This is a genomic window from Actinoplanes sp. NPDC049681 (genome assembly GCF_044465265.1).
In the GTDB taxonomy this organism is placed as follows: domain Bacteria; phylum Actinomycetota; class Actinomycetes; order Mycobacteriales; family Micromonosporaceae; genus Actinoplanes.
The window spans coordinates 698435-713272 of the sequence record NZ_JBITLP010000002.1; the positions used below are offsets into that span (position 1 = coordinate 698435).

General features: G+C 72.7%; 13 protein-coding genes. 2 read left to right on the forward strand and 11 right to left on the reverse strand.

What is annotated here, in order from left to right:
* Nucleotides 1-10 precede the first annotated feature (10 nt).
* Nucleotides 11-1090, reverse strand: a complete 1080-nt coding sequence (locus tag ACIBO8_RS08675) for a neprosin family prolyl endopeptidase (protein ID WP_396114493.1) — start codon at nucleotides 1088-1090, stop codon at nucleotides 11-13.
* 291 nt (nucleotides 1091-1381) lie between these two features.
* Here ACIBO8_RS08675 and ACIBO8_RS08680 point away from each other — a divergent pair, with 291 nt between their 5' ends.
* Nucleotides 1382-2530 (forward strand): sensor histidine kinase, encoded by a 1149-nt coding sequence (locus ACIBO8_RS08680; protein ID WP_396114494.1) that lies wholly within the window; start codon nucleotides 1382-1384, stop codon nucleotides 2528-2530.
* A gap of 169 nt (nucleotides 2531-2699) precedes the next feature.
* Here ACIBO8_RS08680 and ACIBO8_RS08685 read toward each other — a convergent pair whose 3' ends face one another.
* The gene (locus ACIBO8_RS08685) at nucleotides 2700-2861 is read right to left on the reverse strand and encodes a hypothetical protein (RefSeq protein WP_396114495.1); all 162 of its coding nucleotides are present in this window, start codon (nucleotides 2859-2861) and stop codon (nucleotides 2700-2702) included.
* Between the two features lie 301 nt (nucleotides 2862-3162).
* Here ACIBO8_RS08685 and ACIBO8_RS08690 point away from each other — a divergent pair, with 301 nt between their 5' ends.
* Nucleotides 3163-5151, forward strand: a complete 1989-nt coding sequence (locus tag ACIBO8_RS08690; RefSeq protein WP_396114496.1) for a diguanylate cyclase — start codon at nucleotides 3163-3165, stop codon at nucleotides 5149-5151.
* Here ACIBO8_RS08690 and ACIBO8_RS08695 read toward each other — a convergent pair.
* From ACIBO8_RS08695 to ACIBO8_RS08735, 9 genes are all read right to left on the reverse strand, one after another.
* Nucleotides 5125-6489: a tannase/feruloyl esterase family alpha/beta hydrolase gene (locus ACIBO8_RS08695; protein WP_396114497.1), complete on the reverse strand. Its 1365-nt coding sequence runs from the start codon at nucleotides 6487-6489 to the stop codon at nucleotides 5125-5127. The genes ACIBO8_RS08690 and ACIBO8_RS08695 overlap by 27 nt on opposite strands.
* A 23-nt stretch (nucleotides 6490-6512) precedes the next feature.
* Nucleotides 6513-8387: a helix-turn-helix domain-containing protein gene (locus ACIBO8_RS08700; protein WP_396114498.1), complete on the reverse strand. Its 1875-nt coding sequence runs from the start codon at nucleotides 8385-8387 to the stop codon at nucleotides 6513-6515.
* Entirely contained in the window at nucleotides 8372-9127 is a 756-nt protein-coding gene (locus ACIBO8_RS08705) for a 3-hydroxybutyrate dehydrogenase (RefSeq protein ID WP_396114499.1), read from the reverse strand. Before ACIBO8_RS08705 ends, ACIBO8_RS08700 begins: the two co-directional genes overlap by 16 nt.
* Nucleotides 9085-10080, reverse strand: coding sequence for a branched-chain amino acid ABC transporter permease (locus ACIBO8_RS08710; protein ID WP_396114500.1), 996 nt, complete (start codon nucleotides 10078-10080; stop codon nucleotides 9085-9087). Before ACIBO8_RS08710 ends, ACIBO8_RS08705 begins: the two co-directional genes overlap by 43 nt.
* Nucleotides 10077-10949: a branched-chain amino acid ABC transporter permease gene (locus ACIBO8_RS08715; RefSeq protein ID WP_396114501.1), complete on the reverse strand. Its 873-nt coding sequence runs from the start codon at nucleotides 10947-10949 to the stop codon at nucleotides 10077-10079. Before ACIBO8_RS08715 ends, ACIBO8_RS08710 begins: the two co-directional genes overlap by 4 nt.
* The gene (locus ACIBO8_RS08720; protein ID WP_396114502.1) at nucleotides 10949-12202 is read right to left on the reverse strand and encodes an ABC transporter substrate-binding protein; all 1254 of its coding nucleotides are present in this window, start codon (nucleotides 12200-12202) and stop codon (nucleotides 10949-10951) included. Before ACIBO8_RS08720 ends, ACIBO8_RS08715 begins: the two co-directional genes overlap by 1 nt.
* A 10-nt stretch (nucleotides 12203-12212) precedes the next feature.
* Nucleotides 12213-12908 carry an ABC transporter ATP-binding protein gene (locus ACIBO8_RS08725; RefSeq protein WP_396114503.1) on the reverse strand — a complete coding sequence of 232 codons (696 nt, stop codon included), beginning with the start codon at nucleotides 12906-12908 and terminating at the stop codon, nucleotides 12213-12215.
* Nucleotides 12895-13653 (reverse strand): ABC transporter ATP-binding protein, encoded by a 759-nt coding sequence (locus tag ACIBO8_RS08730; protein ID WP_396114504.1) that lies wholly within the window; start codon nucleotides 13651-13653, stop codon nucleotides 12895-12897. Before ACIBO8_RS08730 ends, ACIBO8_RS08725 begins: the two co-directional genes overlap by 14 nt.
* A gap of 99 nt (nucleotides 13654-13752) precedes the next feature.
* Nucleotides 13753-14718 (reverse strand): alpha/beta hydrolase family esterase, encoded by a 966-nt coding sequence (locus ACIBO8_RS08735; RefSeq protein ID WP_396114505.1) that lies wholly within the window; start codon nucleotides 14716-14718, stop codon nucleotides 13753-13755.
* Nucleotides 14719-14838 lie beyond the last annotated feature (120 nt).

The following is a 14838-nucleotide window of genomic DNA, read 5'->3' on the forward strand; positions in this document are numbered from 1 at the left end:
GTTCCCCGGATCAGCAGTCGCCGTTGCCCGGGCCGCCGTACCGGATGGTGGTCGCGCTGAGCAGCTTCGAGTCGTAGTACTGGCTCGGGTCGGTGCTCACCCGCTCGGCGTTGACGTCGGGACCGTTGGTCATCGAGATCGTGCCGAGGCGCGACGCGGCGCCGTCCGAGACCGGCAGGCCCTTGCCCATGTCGGTGCAGGTCGTCTCCGTGGCGGAGGCCACCTCGCCGAACCACTGGCTCAGGCCGCCCCGCGTGTAGGCGCCGTTCCACAGGCTGTCCGGGAACGAGCCCACCCACTCCGAGTCGTACGCGACCCACCAGGCGCCGCCCGAGTGCCGGATGCCGAACCGCTTCTGCACGCCGGTCGGCAGGGTGTCGCCGGGCTTGATGGACGCGTCGGCGTACATCTCGAAGCCGCAGGAGTTGTAGCAGGTCTTCTTGCCGTCTTTCCAGTAGTAGACGAACAAGTGCGGGTCGGTGTCGCCGTTGACCTTGCGGTCCACGTTCCAGCCGACCTCCACGATCTGCTTGCTGTCCGCCGACTGCATGGCGATCTCGGTGAGCGTGTGCGCGTCCGCCTGGGCGAGCTCCGGCTTGGCGATGCTCAGGTTGGCCCAGGTGCCGTCGGTCGCCCCCACCTGACGGCCGCCGGCGTAGTGGTAGAAGTCGTCCGACTTGGCTGCCGTCGCGACGCCCGGGGGAGCCGGGGCGGCGGCGTCGTCGTCCTCGTCGGGCGCGTGGCCCTTGGGCGCGTACACCGGGACCGGGACGAGGGAGCCGCTCGCGTCGGCCGATGCGGCGTCCGCGCCGGCGGCGGCGACCGCGGCGCTGCTGGCGCCGGCCCGGGCTCGCGTCAGCCTCGACGGGCGCTCGCCCCAGGGCAGCACGGACGGTGGCTTGCGCTCCGAGGTCACCGCGGCCGTGTCCGCGGCGGCCGGATCTGCTGCGACGGGGTCGGCGGGCAGGGCCACGGCGGGTGCCGAGGGCATTTCCGCCGCGCCAGCGTTCAGGGTCCAGGCGGCTCCGAGGGAACCGACCACGGCTGCGGTGAGGCCGGCTGCCAGCAGGCTGCGGCGGGGGTTCGACACGGGGGGTCCGTCCTTCGTCGGGGAGCTAACAGCCTTCAGGCCGGTTTTGGGTGGTGGGCGCGGTGGTGGGGCGGGAAAACGTGGGTGACCATACAACGGGCTGGATGTCCCTGGCTGCGGGCGAGCGCGCATTCGAGCTGAACGGCTGAGGCTGGGTTCCCTGGACGCGGCCTACGCGAGATTTGTCCCCTATACCCTTTCTGTATCGGCCGGACCCGGGTTCTACCCCTCTTCGGAGCCGGGCCGCGCATCGCGGCCCGGCAGGCCGCCGCGCTGTTTGCGCTCGCCGGGATGCTGGCGCTGGTGGCCATCGGCAACGACCCCAGCCGCGCGCAGGACCTGCTGCTGATCGCCCTGGCCGACCTCGTGCTGGCCGGGGCCGGGTGGCTGCTGCCCTGGCGGCGGTGGCCACCGCAGCGGCCCGCCGTCCTGGCACTACCCGGGTTCGCCGTGCTCGGCTTCTCCACCTGGGCCTTCGGCGGCGTCGCCACGGGTACCGGGCCCTTCCTCGTCCTGCTCTACACCTGGGCCGCCCTGCACTTCTCCCGGCGCATCCTGCTCGGCCTGCTGGCACCCGCGGCGCTCGCGTACGTGGTGCCGCTGGTGGTGACCCACCAGCCGCCGGCCGTGCTCGGCAGCGCCCTCGTCCTGCTGCCGGTGGCCCTGGCCATCGCGCTGCTCATCGAGGCGCAGGCCCGGCACCTGCGCGACGACCGCGAGCGGCTGGCCCGGATCGAGCGGTGGCGGGCGGCGATGATCGGGACGCTGGCCCACGACATCCGCTCGCCGCTGGCCACGGTGCAGATGACCCTGGAGGAGCTGCAGGACGGGGCCACCGGGCACACCGCGCGGATGCTCACCGCGGCGCTGCGGCAGACCATGCGCATCGACCGGCTGGCCACCGGGCTCCTCGACCTCAACCGCATCGACACGAGCGGCCACCTGCACCTGGACCGCCGGCCCACGCCGGCGCGGCTGGCGGTGCTCGAGGCGCTGTCGTACGTGAGCTCCGCGGAGGTCCAGATCGAGATCCCGCACGACCTCACCATCTGCGTGGACCCGGAGCGCTTCGAACAGATCATCGTCAACCTGGTCGGCAACGCCCTCCGGTACGGCCTGCCCCCGGTCACCGTCACCATCTCCTCCGCCGAGAACGTCGACCGGCTGGAGGTCCGCGACCACGGCCCCGGCGTCCCGGAGGAGCTGCGCCCTCGCCTGTTCACCCGCTTCGGCGTCGGCGACCCCCGTGGCGTGGGCCTGGGGCTGTGGATCGTGCGGGAGCTGGCGCGGGCGCACGGCGGCGAGGCGCGCTACGAGCCCGCCCACCCCGGCACCCGCATGATCGTGACGTTTCCGGTGATCGCCCCGGGCTCGCTCACCCCCGCCGGGCGCTCATCCGCACAGCGCGTGGTCGACGAGGGTACGGGTGACGTCGCCTGACGGTGCCGGCACGCCCGGCTCCCGCTTCAGGGAGTCGGTGTTGATCGGGACTACGACGCTGCCCATGATGTCGCCGCCGTGCGACCACGAGCCGCCGCAGGAGTTCGGGATCCACAGCAGCCGAGGCCGTAGCGGGCGCCGGGCCGGTCGCCGTCGTCGGTGGTGCTGATCATCTCCCCCCGGCGGCCCCGCCGAACGAGGGGTTGAGCCGGGTCGCGTCGACGGGCTCGCCGGAGCGCGGGTCGTCCGAGGTCGCGTCCGGCCCGGGGAAGCGCTCATAGCCGACGGCGTGGGGACGCGGCACCTCCTGGTACGTGCCGGGGGCGTACATGTCTCCAGCCCGACCAGCACCCCCGGGGCACCCTGCGCCAGCAACGCGTCGGCGTCGGGCCGGAGCGTGGCCCGGATGCCGGCGGGGTGGGCGGCGGCCGGTGCGGCGGGCTCGCCGCGTCGATCCAGGCCGCTGCCCGGTCGTGGTGGTGCCAGCACTACCACCGCGCTGCCACCGGGGTACTCCTCAACCTCATCGTCGTCCGGGCGATGGTGGGATCATGCCCGCTGAGACGACGGCTCTTGCGTCGCGCCCCCGGTCCGGTCGCGTTGCGGCCGTCCGGTCGAGCGCGCTGCGAGCCATGATCGTCCCCGGGATGGTGTGGCCGTACCTGGTGGCCACCTGGGGGGCGGGCAACCGCCCGGTCATGCTGGCGGTGGCCGTCGCGATGATCGTCCTCGCGGGGCTGAACTGGTGGCAGGCGCCGGCGATCGCCCGGTCGGCGTACCCGTCTTTCATCCGGGGCGGGGTCATGATCGTCACCGTCACCCTCTCCGGGACGCTGACGCTGCTCGACGGCGGCGTCGGCAGCCCGCTCGGCGCCATCCTGCCGTTCGCCCTGCTCTTCTACGCGGTACGCCTGCCGGCCCGGATGTACCTGGTCGCCTGCGTGGTCATCGGCGTGGCGTACTGGGCGATCGTGGTCCTGGGCGACCCCGTCCCGTCCGGGTACGCGGTCGTGTACACGCTCGGGATCGGCGGCGTCTCGTCCATCTGCATGCGGCACGCCACCGCTCTGCGGTCCCTGCGCCGGCGGCTCGCCCGCATGTCCGTCTCCGACCCGCTCACCCGCTGCCTCAACCGGCGCGGCTTCGACGAGCGGCTGGAGCGGGCGTACGCCGAGGCGGTGCGTACCGGCGAGCCGGTCTCGGTGGTGGTCGTCGACCTGGACCGGTTCAAGGAGGTCAACGACGAGTACGGCCACCAGGCCGGCGATGACCTGCTCGCCTGGATGGGGAGCACGCTGACGGCGGAGCTGCGCCACCAGGACGCGGTCGGGCGTCTCGGCGGCGACGAGTTCGCGGTCGTGCTGGCCGGTTCGGGTCCCGAGGAGGCCGACGCCGTGGTGGCGCGGCTCCGGGCCGCTCTCGGCGGGGTCGCGCCGGCCAGCTTCGGCCGCGCGTCGTACCCCTCGGAGGCGTCGGACCTGGACGAGCTGCGCCGGCGGGCCGACGCCTGCGCGTACGCCGACAAGGGCCGCCGGGACAGCCGTGCGCCCACCCCGGAGGGCGTCGCCCGGGCACGCCAGGAGGCCGGTCGCCGGACGTCGGCGAAGGTGTCCCCCCGGGAGCGGGGGCGGCGATCGATCGCGGACATGGGCCGGCTGGCGGCCTCGGACAGTGCCGTGGGCGTGGTGTACGCGGCGCTCTTCGCCGAGGGGGAGCCGCACCGGGTCCTGATCGGCGTGCTCTGCGGCCTCGGCGTGCTCTACGGCCTGGCCGTGGTGGCGGCGGCCGACCGGCTGATCCGGTCCCCGATCGTCCGGCCGCTGATGCTGGTCAACGCCGTCCTGCTCTTCGCCCTGGCGGTGGGCGTACCCATGCTCAACGGCGGGGTGGCCTCCGCCACCGGGGTGGCGCTGCTGGCGCCGATGCCGCTGGTCGCCCTGGGTGCGCCGATGCGGATCGCGGTGCCGGTGCTCGCCCTCGGCGCCGCGTCCTACGTCGCCGTTGCCGTCGGCTGGGGCGTGCCCAGCCCCTGGTACGTCGTGATGCACCTGGCCGGCATCCTCGCGGTCGCCGCCGCGTGCGCCATCCAGGGCCACGCGGCGGCCCGCCAGCGCCAGCTGCTCACCCGGTTGTCGCGTGTCGACCCGCTCACCGAGGTGCTCAACCGGCGCGGCTTCGAGGAGCGGTTCGCCGCGGAGCTGCACGAGGCCCGCCGCGCCGGGCGGGCGCTGGGCCTGCTGATCTTCGACCTGGACGGGTTCAAGCTGCTCAACGACACGGCGGGGCACGCGGCCGGCGACGAGCTGCTCCGCTGGGTGGCCGCCACCCTGCGGGCGGGCGTGCCGGAGCACGGCGTCGTCGGCCGGCTCGGCGGCGACGAGTTCGTCGTCGTGCTCCCCTCGGCGGTGGACGCGCCCGAGACGGCGGAACGGCTGCGCCAGGCCCTCGCCGAGCGGACCGCCGCCAGCGTCGGCACCGCGGTGCTGGACCCGGACGCCGCCGGCTTCGAGGAGCTGTACGCCCACGCCGACGCCGAGCTGTACGCCGAGAAGGCCGCCCGCACGCGCGTACCCCGCCGCACCCGGCCGGTGCGGTCAGCCGAGGGAACAGCTGTTCGCTAGGTCCCCGGCGGCGGGGCGGGCAGCCTTCAGTCCGATCGTGGGCGGTGGCGGGGTGGTTGGACGGGGCAGCGTGGCGGAGGCGGGCGGCGGCGTGCCGCGCTCGGTCCAATCGGTGAGTGCGGTGAAGGCGCTGCGGAAGCAGGGCAGGATCGGACGCAGCCGGTCCGGGTACGCGTCGTAGAGCCCGTCGACGTGGTTGCCGTCCTCGACCCGGTAGTAGCGGAAGATCCGGTCGCGATGGCGTGAGCGCACCATCACGGCGTACACGTCGGAATCCTGGGTGATCGGCAGCAGCGCGTCGAGCGTCCCGTGCAGGGTGATCATCGGTCGCTGGATCCGCCCGGTGAGGCCGATGCGCGCGATCGCCGCGCGTACCGACGGCGGCCGCAGCTCGTAGTGGTAGTCGGCGTCGCAGGCCGGTGTGCCGGGGGCGCAGAACGGCGTGCCGGCCTCGGCCGCGCCGTCGTAGCCGGGGTCCAGTTCCTCGCGGTAGATGCGCTGGGTGAGGTCCCAGTAGACCCGGTAGTGGTAGTCCCAGAGGAATTCCGAGCCGGGTGCGAAGCCGGCGGCCAGGATCGCCGAGTGATCCGGGTACGCGCGCAGCACCGGCGGCAGGAACGTCAGCAGGTTCGGCCGGCCGGGATGCCACAGCGTGCCCTCCCAGTCGACGCCGCCGTCGTAGAGCTCGGGGTGGTTCTCCAGCTGCCAGCGCACGAGATAGCCGCCGTTGGACAGGCCGGCCGCGTAGGTGTGCCGGGGCGCCCGCCCGTAGTGCCGTGCCGCCGTCGCCCGGGCCGCGCGGGTCAGCTGGGTGACGCGCTGGTTCCACTCGACGATGGCGTCACCGGGGCGCTCGCCGTCGCGGTAGAAGGCGGTGCCGACGTTGCCCTTGTCGGTGGCGGCGAACGCGTACCCCCGGGCGAGCACCCAGTCGCCGATGGCCACGTCGTTGGCATACTGCTCGCGCACGCCCGGGGAGCCGCTCACCACCAGGCCGCCGTTCCAGCGGTCGGGCAGCCGCAGGACGAACTGGGAGTCGTGATTCCAGCCGTGGGTGGCGTTGGTCGTCGAGGTGTCCGGGAAGTAGCCGTCGATCTGGACGCCGGGCACGCCGGTGGGGTTGTGGGTCGCGGCGGAGGTGAGGCCCGCCCAGTCGGCCGGGTCGGTATGGCCGCTCGCCACCGTGCCGGCGGTGGTCAGGTCCGCCAGGCAGGCAGCGACCTGGTAGGCGGCATCCGGGACGGCGGGTACGGGCGCGCAGGCCGTCGCCGCGGCTGCGGGCGGGGACAGCGGGGTGAGTCCGAGGACGGCGGCCATGGCCAGGGCGACGGGGTGCACGGCGGTTCCTCCACTTCGGTGGGTCACGGATGCCCGTTCTGCAGGCGGTGCAGGCGCAGGGCCAGCTGGAGTTCCAGGGCCCGCTCGGCGCCGTGCCAGTCGGTGCCGAGCACCTGGCCGATCCGGGCGATGCGCTGGGTGACGGTGTTCACGTGGACGTGCAGCGCCTCCGCGGCCCGGACGGTGCTGGCACCGGACTCGAAATAGGACTCCAGGGTGCGGACGAGGGCCGTGCCGCGTCGGCGGTCGTACTCCAGCAGCGGGCCCAGGGTGTCGTTCACGAACGCGCCGACGTCCCGGTCCGCGCCGACCAGCAGGCCGACGAAGCCCAGCTCGGCCGCGCTCGCGCCGTCGCCGGTGCGGCCCAGCGCGGTGAGGGCGGAGGCACAGCGTTGCGCCTCCGCGTATGCCGACGGCACGTCCTGCGGTCCGGTGAGCGGGCCGGCACCACCGCCGGTCACCGGAGAGCCGAGGTACGCCCCCAGCTCGCGCACCATCCGCCGGGCGGCGTCGCCGGGGTGCTCGCCGCCCACCAGCAGCGTCACGTTGCCGTCGCGCTGGGCGGCCAGCCCGCCGCAGGCCGCCGCGTGCGCGGCGCTCCACTGGGCGGCCCGGTCCCGCTGCCGTGGCGGGCAGGCCAGCACCACCAGCACGTGCGCGACGTCGAGGTCGACCCCGAGCCGGCGGGCCCGCTGCCGGACCCGGACCGGGTCGTCGACCCGGCGGCTGAGCAGATCCTCCAGCAGCTCGCCGCGGACACGGCTCTCGGCCTGCGCGAGGCTGCGCCGGAACAGCAGCAGCAGGGCGGTGACGACACCCGCGCGTTCCAGGATCCGGGTGTCCGTCTCGGTGAGCTCCTTCGGCGCGTGCAGCACCAGCGTGCACAGCGCCTCGCTGCCGGCGCCCGCGGCGAGCACCCAGTGGTCGCCGCAGCGGGTGGCCCGGCCCAGGCCGGCCCCGGCCGCGGCCTGCGGATCCAGGTCGGCGATCAGGCCCACGGTGGTCAGGCAGTGCCCGTCGGCGTCGAGGATCGCCAGCTCGCCGCCGAGCACCTCGGCGACGACGGCGGCGAGGTCGTCCAGGTCGCCGCCCCGCAGGATCACGTCGGCCATCCGGTCGTGCGCCTCGGCGGCACGCTCCAGGGACTCGCTGTGCCGGCGGACGACGGTGTTGACCGCGCTCAGTTCCTCCAGGGCGGCCCGGGTCTCGCCGAGCAGGCGGGTGTTGTCCAGCGCCACCGAGGCGTGCGCCGCCAGCGAGCCGAGCAGCGTCACCTCTTCCCGGGTGAACGGCCGGGCACTGCGGTTGGCGGCGAACAGTACGCCGAGCGCCCGCGTACCCAGCCGCATCGGTACGCCGAGGATGGCGACCAGCCCCTCCTCGGTCACCGCGTCGTCGATCTCGCCGGTGTGCTGGAACCGGGCGTCGGCCGCGTAATCGGCGGTGACGTACGGCGCCGCGGTCTGGGCGACCAGTCCGCCGAGGCCCGCGCCGAGCGGCAGCCGCAGCTGCTGGAAGCGGGCCGACACCGAGCCGTACGTGACCCGCATGTAGGTGTCGCCACGCTCCTCGTCGTTGAGCGTCATGTACGCCACGTCGGCGTCGAGCAGCTCGCGCGCCCGGCGCACGATCGCGGCCAGCACGGCGTCGAGGTCGCGAAGGGTGGCCAGGTCCCCGACGGTGTCCACCAGCGCGCTCAGCTCGGTCTCCCGGCGGCGCCGGCGATCCAGCAGCGCCCGGACCCGCAGGGCCGCGGTCTTCAGCCGGTCGAGCTCGGCCAGCGTCTCCGGCGGCGCACCCTCGGCCCGGGCGTCCAGCAGCGGCCCCTCGAACTCGACCGGCGCGGCCTCGCGCAGCAGCAGCTCGAGGAAGGCCGCCGCGGTCAGTGCGCCGTCCATCCGCCGTCCATCACGAGGGACGCGCCGGTGACGAAGGACGCGTGCGGCGAACACAGGTACGCGACCAGCTCGGCCACCTCGGCCGGCTCGACGAGGCGCTTGACGGCCGCCGGGGCGAGCATCACCTGCTCGACCACCTCCTGCTCGGGCAGGCCGTGACTGGCCGCCTGCGCGGAGATCTGCGCCTCGACCAGCGCGGTACGCACGTACGCCGGGTTCACGCAGTTGGACGTGACCCCGTGCTCGGCACCCTCCAGCGCGATGACCTTCGACAGCCCCTCGAGCCCGTGCTTGGCCGCCACGTACGCCGCCTTGTACGGCGAGGCGCGCAGCCCGTGCACCGACGACACGTTGACCACGCGGCCCCAGCCCTGGGCGTACATGTGTGGCAGGCAGCGTCGCACCAGCCGGAACGGAGCTTCCAGCATCAGCCGCAGGATGAGCGAGAACGTCTCCGGCGGGAACTCGTGCAGCGGTGCGACGTGCTGCATGCCGGCGTTGTTGACGAGGATGTCCACGTCGAGGTCGAGCCGGTCGATCGCGTCCAGATCGGACAGATCGATGGTCCGGGCGTCCCCGCCAACACTCTCGGCTACCCGCGTGGCCGCGTCGCCGTCGCGGTCGAGCACGACGACGGAGGCGCCGGCCCGGGCGAGCCGTTCGGCGCACGCGCGGCCGATCCCGCTGCCGCCGCCGGTCACGAGCGCTGTCCGGCCGACGAGCTCCTTCTCCGTGTCCATGAACCCTCCACAAGGTTGTCGATCGGTCGCGGGACGGTGCGGGCGGGGGGTCTCAGGCGGCGGGCGGCGCCCCACAGGCCCTGACGGAACAGGAGGACGACCAGGACGAAGACGGTGCCCGTGACGATGCCGATGCCGTCGAAGCCGGACGTCGACAGGTAGTCCTCGAGCTGCACGACGAGGGCGGCACCGAGCGCGCTGCCCCACAGGGTCCCGATGCCGCCGAGGACGACCATCATCACGGCCTTGCCCGAGGTGGTCCAGTAGACCTCCTGCAGCGACGCGAAGCCGTGGCTGATCGAGAACAGGCCGCCGGCCAGCCCCGACAGCGCCGCCGAGAGCACGAAGGCGAGCAGCTTGTACCGCTCGACGGGATACCCGATGGCCCGGGCGCGGGCCGGGTTGTCGCGGATCGCGACGAGCACGTGCCCGAACGGCGAGTGGACGATGCGCCACAGGCAGAGCAGCCCGGCGAGGATGATCGGGAGCCCGGCGTAGTAGAAGACGAACGGATCGCTCAGGTCGAGGCCGAACAGCTCGCGCGGGATGCCCTGCAAGCCGTTCTCCCCGCCGGTCAGGCCGCGCCACTGGTTGGCGACGAAGTACACCATCTGCGCGAACGCCAGCGTCACCATCGCGAAGTAGATGCCGGTGCTGCGGACGCTCAGGTAACCGATCGGCACCGCGAGCACGGCCGCGACGAGGGCACCGCCCAGCACCGCCACCGGGAACGGCAGTCCGGTGTGGATGGCGATCAGGCCCGATGCGTACGCGGCGCTGCCCCAGAAGGCGGCGTGGCCGAAGGACAACAGGCCGGTGAACCCGAGCAGCAGGTCGACCGCCGCGGCGAACAGTGCCCACGTCATGATGTCCATCGCCACCGGCGGATAGATCAGCCACGGCAGCGCGAGCGCCAGGAACAGGCCGGTGACGAGCAGCAGGCGGCGGATCACGCGGGAGCCTCCTCGCGGCCGAACAGCCCGGCGGGACGCCACAGCAGCACGCCGGCCATGACGATGAAGATGAGCGTCTGCGACAGCGCCGGCACGTAGAGGTTGCCGAGCGCCTGGATCAGCCCGATCGCGAAGCCGGCCAGCACCGATCCGAAGACCGAGCCGAGCCCGCCGATCACCACCACGGCGAAGACCGCGATGATCAGGTCGGCGCCCATCAGCGGGTTGACCGCCCGCATCGGCGCCGCCAGCACCCCGGCCAGTCCGGCGAGCGCGACCCCGAAGGCGAAGACGGGGGTCACCCAGCGGCCCACGTTCACCCCCAGGGCCCGGCTCAGCTCCGGCCGCTCCGTCGCGGCCCGGACCACCATGCCGACCCGGGTGCGGGTGAGCACCAGCCACACCGTCGCGCACAGCACGACCGCGGCCGCGAGCACGAACACCTGGTACGCCGGGTAGTCGAACAGCCCCAGGTTCAGCGAGCCGGACAGTTCCGCCGGGCGCGGGTACGGCTGCGACTGCACCCCGTACTCGCGCTTGACGGCGTCCTGCAGCACCAGCGTGAGCCCGAACGTGAGCAGGAAGTTGTAGAGGGGGTCGAGCGGCGCGAGGTGCCGGATCAGCGTGCGCTCCAGCACGGCACCGGCCACGAAGAGCATCGCGGGTACGACCACCAGCGCCGCCCAGAACGGCACACCCGCCTCGGTCAGCAGGACGTACGCGCCGAAGGCGCCGAGCATGAAGAAGGCGCCGTGGGCGAAGTTGACCACGCCGAGCATGCCGAAGATGACGGCCAGGCCCAGCGCCAGCAGCGCGTAGAAGCCGCCGCTGACCAGCCCGTTGAAGCACTGCTGCAGAAAGCTCGTCATCAGAGCGCGCAGCCGCCGGCGGTCTCCGGCCGGAACGCCTGGTCCGCCGGGATGGTCTTGAGGATCTTCTCGTAGTCCCAGTCGGTGGTGACCTGGCTCCGGGGCTTCACCTCGGCCAGGTACACGTCGTGGATCACCCGATGGTCCTTGGCGCGGATGGTGGCGTTACGGGCGAACACGTCGTCGTACTGGTAACCCTCCAGCTTGGACACCACCTCGTCGGACTTGTCCGTGCCGGCCCGCTGGACCGCCTCGAGGTACTGCATCGCGGCCGAGTAGTTGGCGGCGTGGGCGAACGACGGCCGGGTCTGCGTCTGCGCGGTGAACCGGTCGGCCCACTGACGGTTGCGGTCGTCGAAGTTCCAGTACCAGGCATCGGTGAAGGTGGTGCCGGCGAACGCGTCCGGGCCCAGCGAGTGGATGTCGGTGATGAACATCAGGCCGACCGAGAGCTTGATGCCCTTCTCCCGCAGCCGGAACTCGTTGTACTGCTTGACCAGGTTGACCAGGTCGCCGCCGGCCTGCATGGTGCCGAGCACGTCCGGCTTGGGGCTGAGGCCGGGCGCCTTGAGCAGGAACGTGGAGAAGTTGTCGTTGGGGAACGGCGTGGGGTCCTTGGCGATCACCGTGCCGCCCGAGGAGCCGATCGCAGCGCTGAAGGACTTCTCCATGTCCTGCCCGAACGCGTAGTCCGGATAGACGATGTACCAGTTCTTGCCGCCCTGCTGGGTCACCGCCGACCCGGTGCCGTTGGCGAGCATGTACGTGTCGTACGCGTAGTGGAAGGTGTACTTGTTGCACTGCTTGCCGGTGAGCTCGGTGGTGGCCGCGCCGATGTTGAAGTAGAGCTTCTTCTTCGCCTTCGCCACGCCGGCGACCGCGAGGGCGGCCGAGGACGTGGGGACGTCCAGGATCACGTCCGCCTGCTGCCGGTCGTACAGTTCCTGGGCCTTGGAATTCGCGATGTCGGGCTTGTTCTGATGGTCGGCGGTGACCACCTCGATGTCCGAGCTGACGGCCTTGTCGCCGTACTTGGCCTTGAAGTCGGCGACCGCCATCTTCACCGCCACGACGCTGTTCTTGCCGGACAGGTCGGCGTAGACGCCGGACTGGTCGTTGAGGACGGCGAGCACGATCTTGTCGCCGCTCACCTTCTCGTCGCTGCCGCCGCCGGGCCCGCCGCGGCCGCATCCGGCGACGAGCAGGGTGCCGGCGGTCAGCGCGGCACCCAGCGCTCTGGTCGTCTTGCGCATGGGGGATCTCCTAGATGCCGAGGTACGCGAGCAGTTCGTGTTCCCGCCGCCGCACGGCGCCGTTGTCGAGCGTCTCGACCACCCGCCCCTCGGCCAGCAGGTGATGGCGGTCGGCCACGGTGGTGGCGAAGTGCAGGTTCTGTTCGATGAGCAGCACGGTCACGCCGGCCGCCTTGATCTCCAGCAGGATGTCGCCGATCTGGCGCACCAGCAGCGGCGACAGACCCTCGGTCGGCTCGTCGCAGAGCAGCAGCCGGGCGCCGCTGCGCAGCACCCGCGCGAGGGCGAGCATCTGCTGCTCGCCGCCGGACAGGTTCGTGCCGGCGAACCGGCGCCGCTCGCGCAGCACCGGGAACGTGGCGTAGATCCGTTCGAGCGGCCACGGCTCGCGGCCCACGACCGGGGGGAGCAGGAGGTTCTCCTCGACGCTCAGCGTGGCGAAGATGCCGCGGTCGTCGGGTACGTAGCCGAGACCGGCGCGGGCGCGCCGATGTGCCGGCCGGCCGCCGAACGCGTTGTCGCCCAGGAACGTGATCCGGCCCGTGCACTGGGCGTGCAGCCCCATCAGGCATCGCAGCAGCGTCGTCTTGCCGGCGCCGTTGCGGCCCACCAGCGTGACGATCTCGCCCTCGGCGACCTCGAGAGCGACGTCCCGCAGCACCTGCGCCTCGCCGTACCAGGCGCTCAGGCCCTCAACCGTCAGCACGGGACTCTCCCAGGTACGCCGTGATGACCCGGGGGTCGGCGCGGACCTCGGCGTACCCGCCCTCGACCAGCACGCTGCCGTGCTGCAGGACGGTGACGCGGTCGGCGAGGCTGGCCACCACGGTCATGTTGTGCTCGACGAGCACGACCGTGCGTCCTTCGCGCACCCGGGCGATCAGGTCGACGGTGCGCTCGACGTCCTCGCCGCCCATTCCGGCGGTCGGCTCGTCGAGCAGGAGCACGCGCGGATCGAGCGCCAGCGCGACCGCCAGCTCCAGGGCGCGCTTGCGGCCGTACGCCAGCGCGCCGGCCGGCACCTCCGCGGCGTCGGCCAGCCCCACGGCGTCGAGCAGCTCCATGGCACGCTCGCGGAACCGGCCGAGCCCGCGTTCCGAGCGCCAGAACCGCCATCCCAGGCCGGTTCGCGCCTGCAGCCCGAGCTCCACGTGCTCCCGGGCGGTCACCTGCGGGAACAGCGTGGTGATCTGGAACGACCGGGCCATCCCGAGCCGGGCCACCCGGTCGCTCGGCAGGCCGGTGATGTCCCGGCCGTCGAGCGTGATGCGTCCGTGCGAGGGGCGCAGGAAGCCGGTCAGCAGGTGGAACAGCGTCGTCTTGCCCGCGCCGTTGGGGCCGACCAGCGCGTGCACGCTCCCCGGCGCGATGTCGAGGTCCACCCGGTCGACGGCCCGGAAGCCCCGGAACTGCTTGCCGAGGCCCCGGGCCTGAAGGATCGGCGGCTGCATCTGCCCTCCCAGCGGGGTGTCGTGCGTCACCCTGTGACGCGCAACACTATGGGTGGGGCTCGCGCTCACGCCATGTGTGCCGCAGCCATGGGGCAGCGACTATGTATGGCTCTGGTCCACACCGAAGAACAGGGCGTCGTAGTACGCCGAACAGATCGTGTCGAGGAAGTAGGGGCCCGCCGAGCCGCATTGATCGGGGTCTGCTCCCGGATCGACGGGGGTGCCGTGTCCCATGCCGGCGACCTGGTAGAGGCGGACCTGGTCGGCCCCGTAGACCTCGAGCCGCGTACCGGCGGGCAGCGACGACACCGCGGACGGCTCGGCGGGGACGCCCGCCACGTCGGTGAACTGGTCGCGCAGCTCCCGGCCGTTGGCCGGCACCACCGTGTAGTCGGCCTGGCCGTGCCAGATCGCCACCCGGGGACGCGGCCCCGTATAGCCCGGATAGGCCGCGCGTACGAGGTCACCCCACTGCCGTGGCGAGCGGTCCGGGGGTACGTATTGGCACAGGCTCGCCTGGCTCAGCGAACGGGCGCACCGGTACGGCAGCCCGGCCACGACGGAACCGCCCGCGAAGACGTCCGGGTACGCGGCCAGCATCACCGCGCTCATCGCACCGCCGGCGGAGAGGCCGGACACGAACACCCGCCGCGGGTCGAGCCGTTGCGTCGTGACCGCGTACGCGACCATCTGCCGTACCGAAAGAGCCTCGCCCCGGTCCCGGCCGGTGTCGCCGTCGTCGAACCACGTGAAGCACGAGGAGGCGTTGTTGGCGGTCCGCTGCTGGGGGAGGATCAGGGCGAAGTGCCACCGGTCCGCGAACGTGCGCCACCCCGACCGCTCGAAGTAGGTGGCGGCGTCCTGGGTGCAGCCGTGCAGCAGTACCACGGCGGCGGCCCCGTCCGGCAGTCCGCCGGGCCGGTAGGCGTACATCGCCAGGTTGCCGGGATTCGAGCCGAACGACGTCACCTCCTCCAGCCCGGAGGCCGTCGCCGGGGCCGGGTGTCCCGCCACGGTCAGCGTCGCCAGCAGTGCCGTCGCGATGCGGCGCCCGAACGTGCCCATCGCGTCCTCCCTTCATCGATGCCGATCCTTGCCGAAAGGTTACGAAGTGTGACGCATCAGTGACATGTGGTGATCACCCACAATTGCGGGTCAGGTCGCCCACCGCCCTGCCGATAGGAC

What these genes read in the sequence shown, in the direction of transcription:
- ACIBO8_RS08690 (WP_396114496.1), top strand. Translation starts at nt 3,163, where the DNA reads ATGATCGTCCCCGGGATGGTGTGGCCGTACCTGGTGGCCACCTGGGGG.
- ACIBO8_RS08680 (WP_396114494.1), top strand. Translation starts at nt 1,382, where the DNA reads ATGCTGGCGCTGGTGGCCATCGGCAACGACCCCAGCCGCGCGCAGGAC.
- ACIBO8_RS08685 (WP_396114495.1), bottom strand. Translation starts at nt 2,861, where the DNA reads ATGTACGCCCCCGGCACGTACCAGGAGGTGCCGCGTCCCCACGCCGTC.
- ACIBO8_RS08700 (WP_396114498.1), bottom strand. Translation starts at nt 8,387, where the DNA reads ATGGACGGCGCACTGACCGCGGCGGCCTTCCTCGAGCTGCTGCTGCGC.
- ACIBO8_RS08720 (WP_396114502.1), bottom strand. Translation starts at nt 12,202, where the DNA reads ATGCGCAAGACGACCAGAGCGCTGGGTGCCGCGCTGACCGCCGGCACC.
- ACIBO8_RS08735 (WP_396114505.1), bottom strand. Translation starts at nt 14,718, where the DNA reads ATGGGCACGTTCGGGCGCCGCATCGCGACGGCACTGCTGGCGACGCTG.
- ACIBO8_RS08715 (WP_396114501.1), bottom strand. Translation starts at nt 10,949, where the DNA reads ATGACGAGCTTTCTGCAGCAGTGCTTCAACGGGCTGGTCAGCGGCGGC.
- ACIBO8_RS08705 (WP_396114499.1), bottom strand. Translation starts at nt 9,127, where the DNA reads ATGGACACGGAGAAGGAGCTCGTCGGCCGGACAGCGCTCGTGACCGGC.
- ACIBO8_RS08730 (WP_396114504.1), bottom strand. Translation starts at nt 13,653, where the DNA reads ATGCAGCCGCCGATCCTTCAGGCCCGGGGCCTCGGCAAGCAGTTCCGG.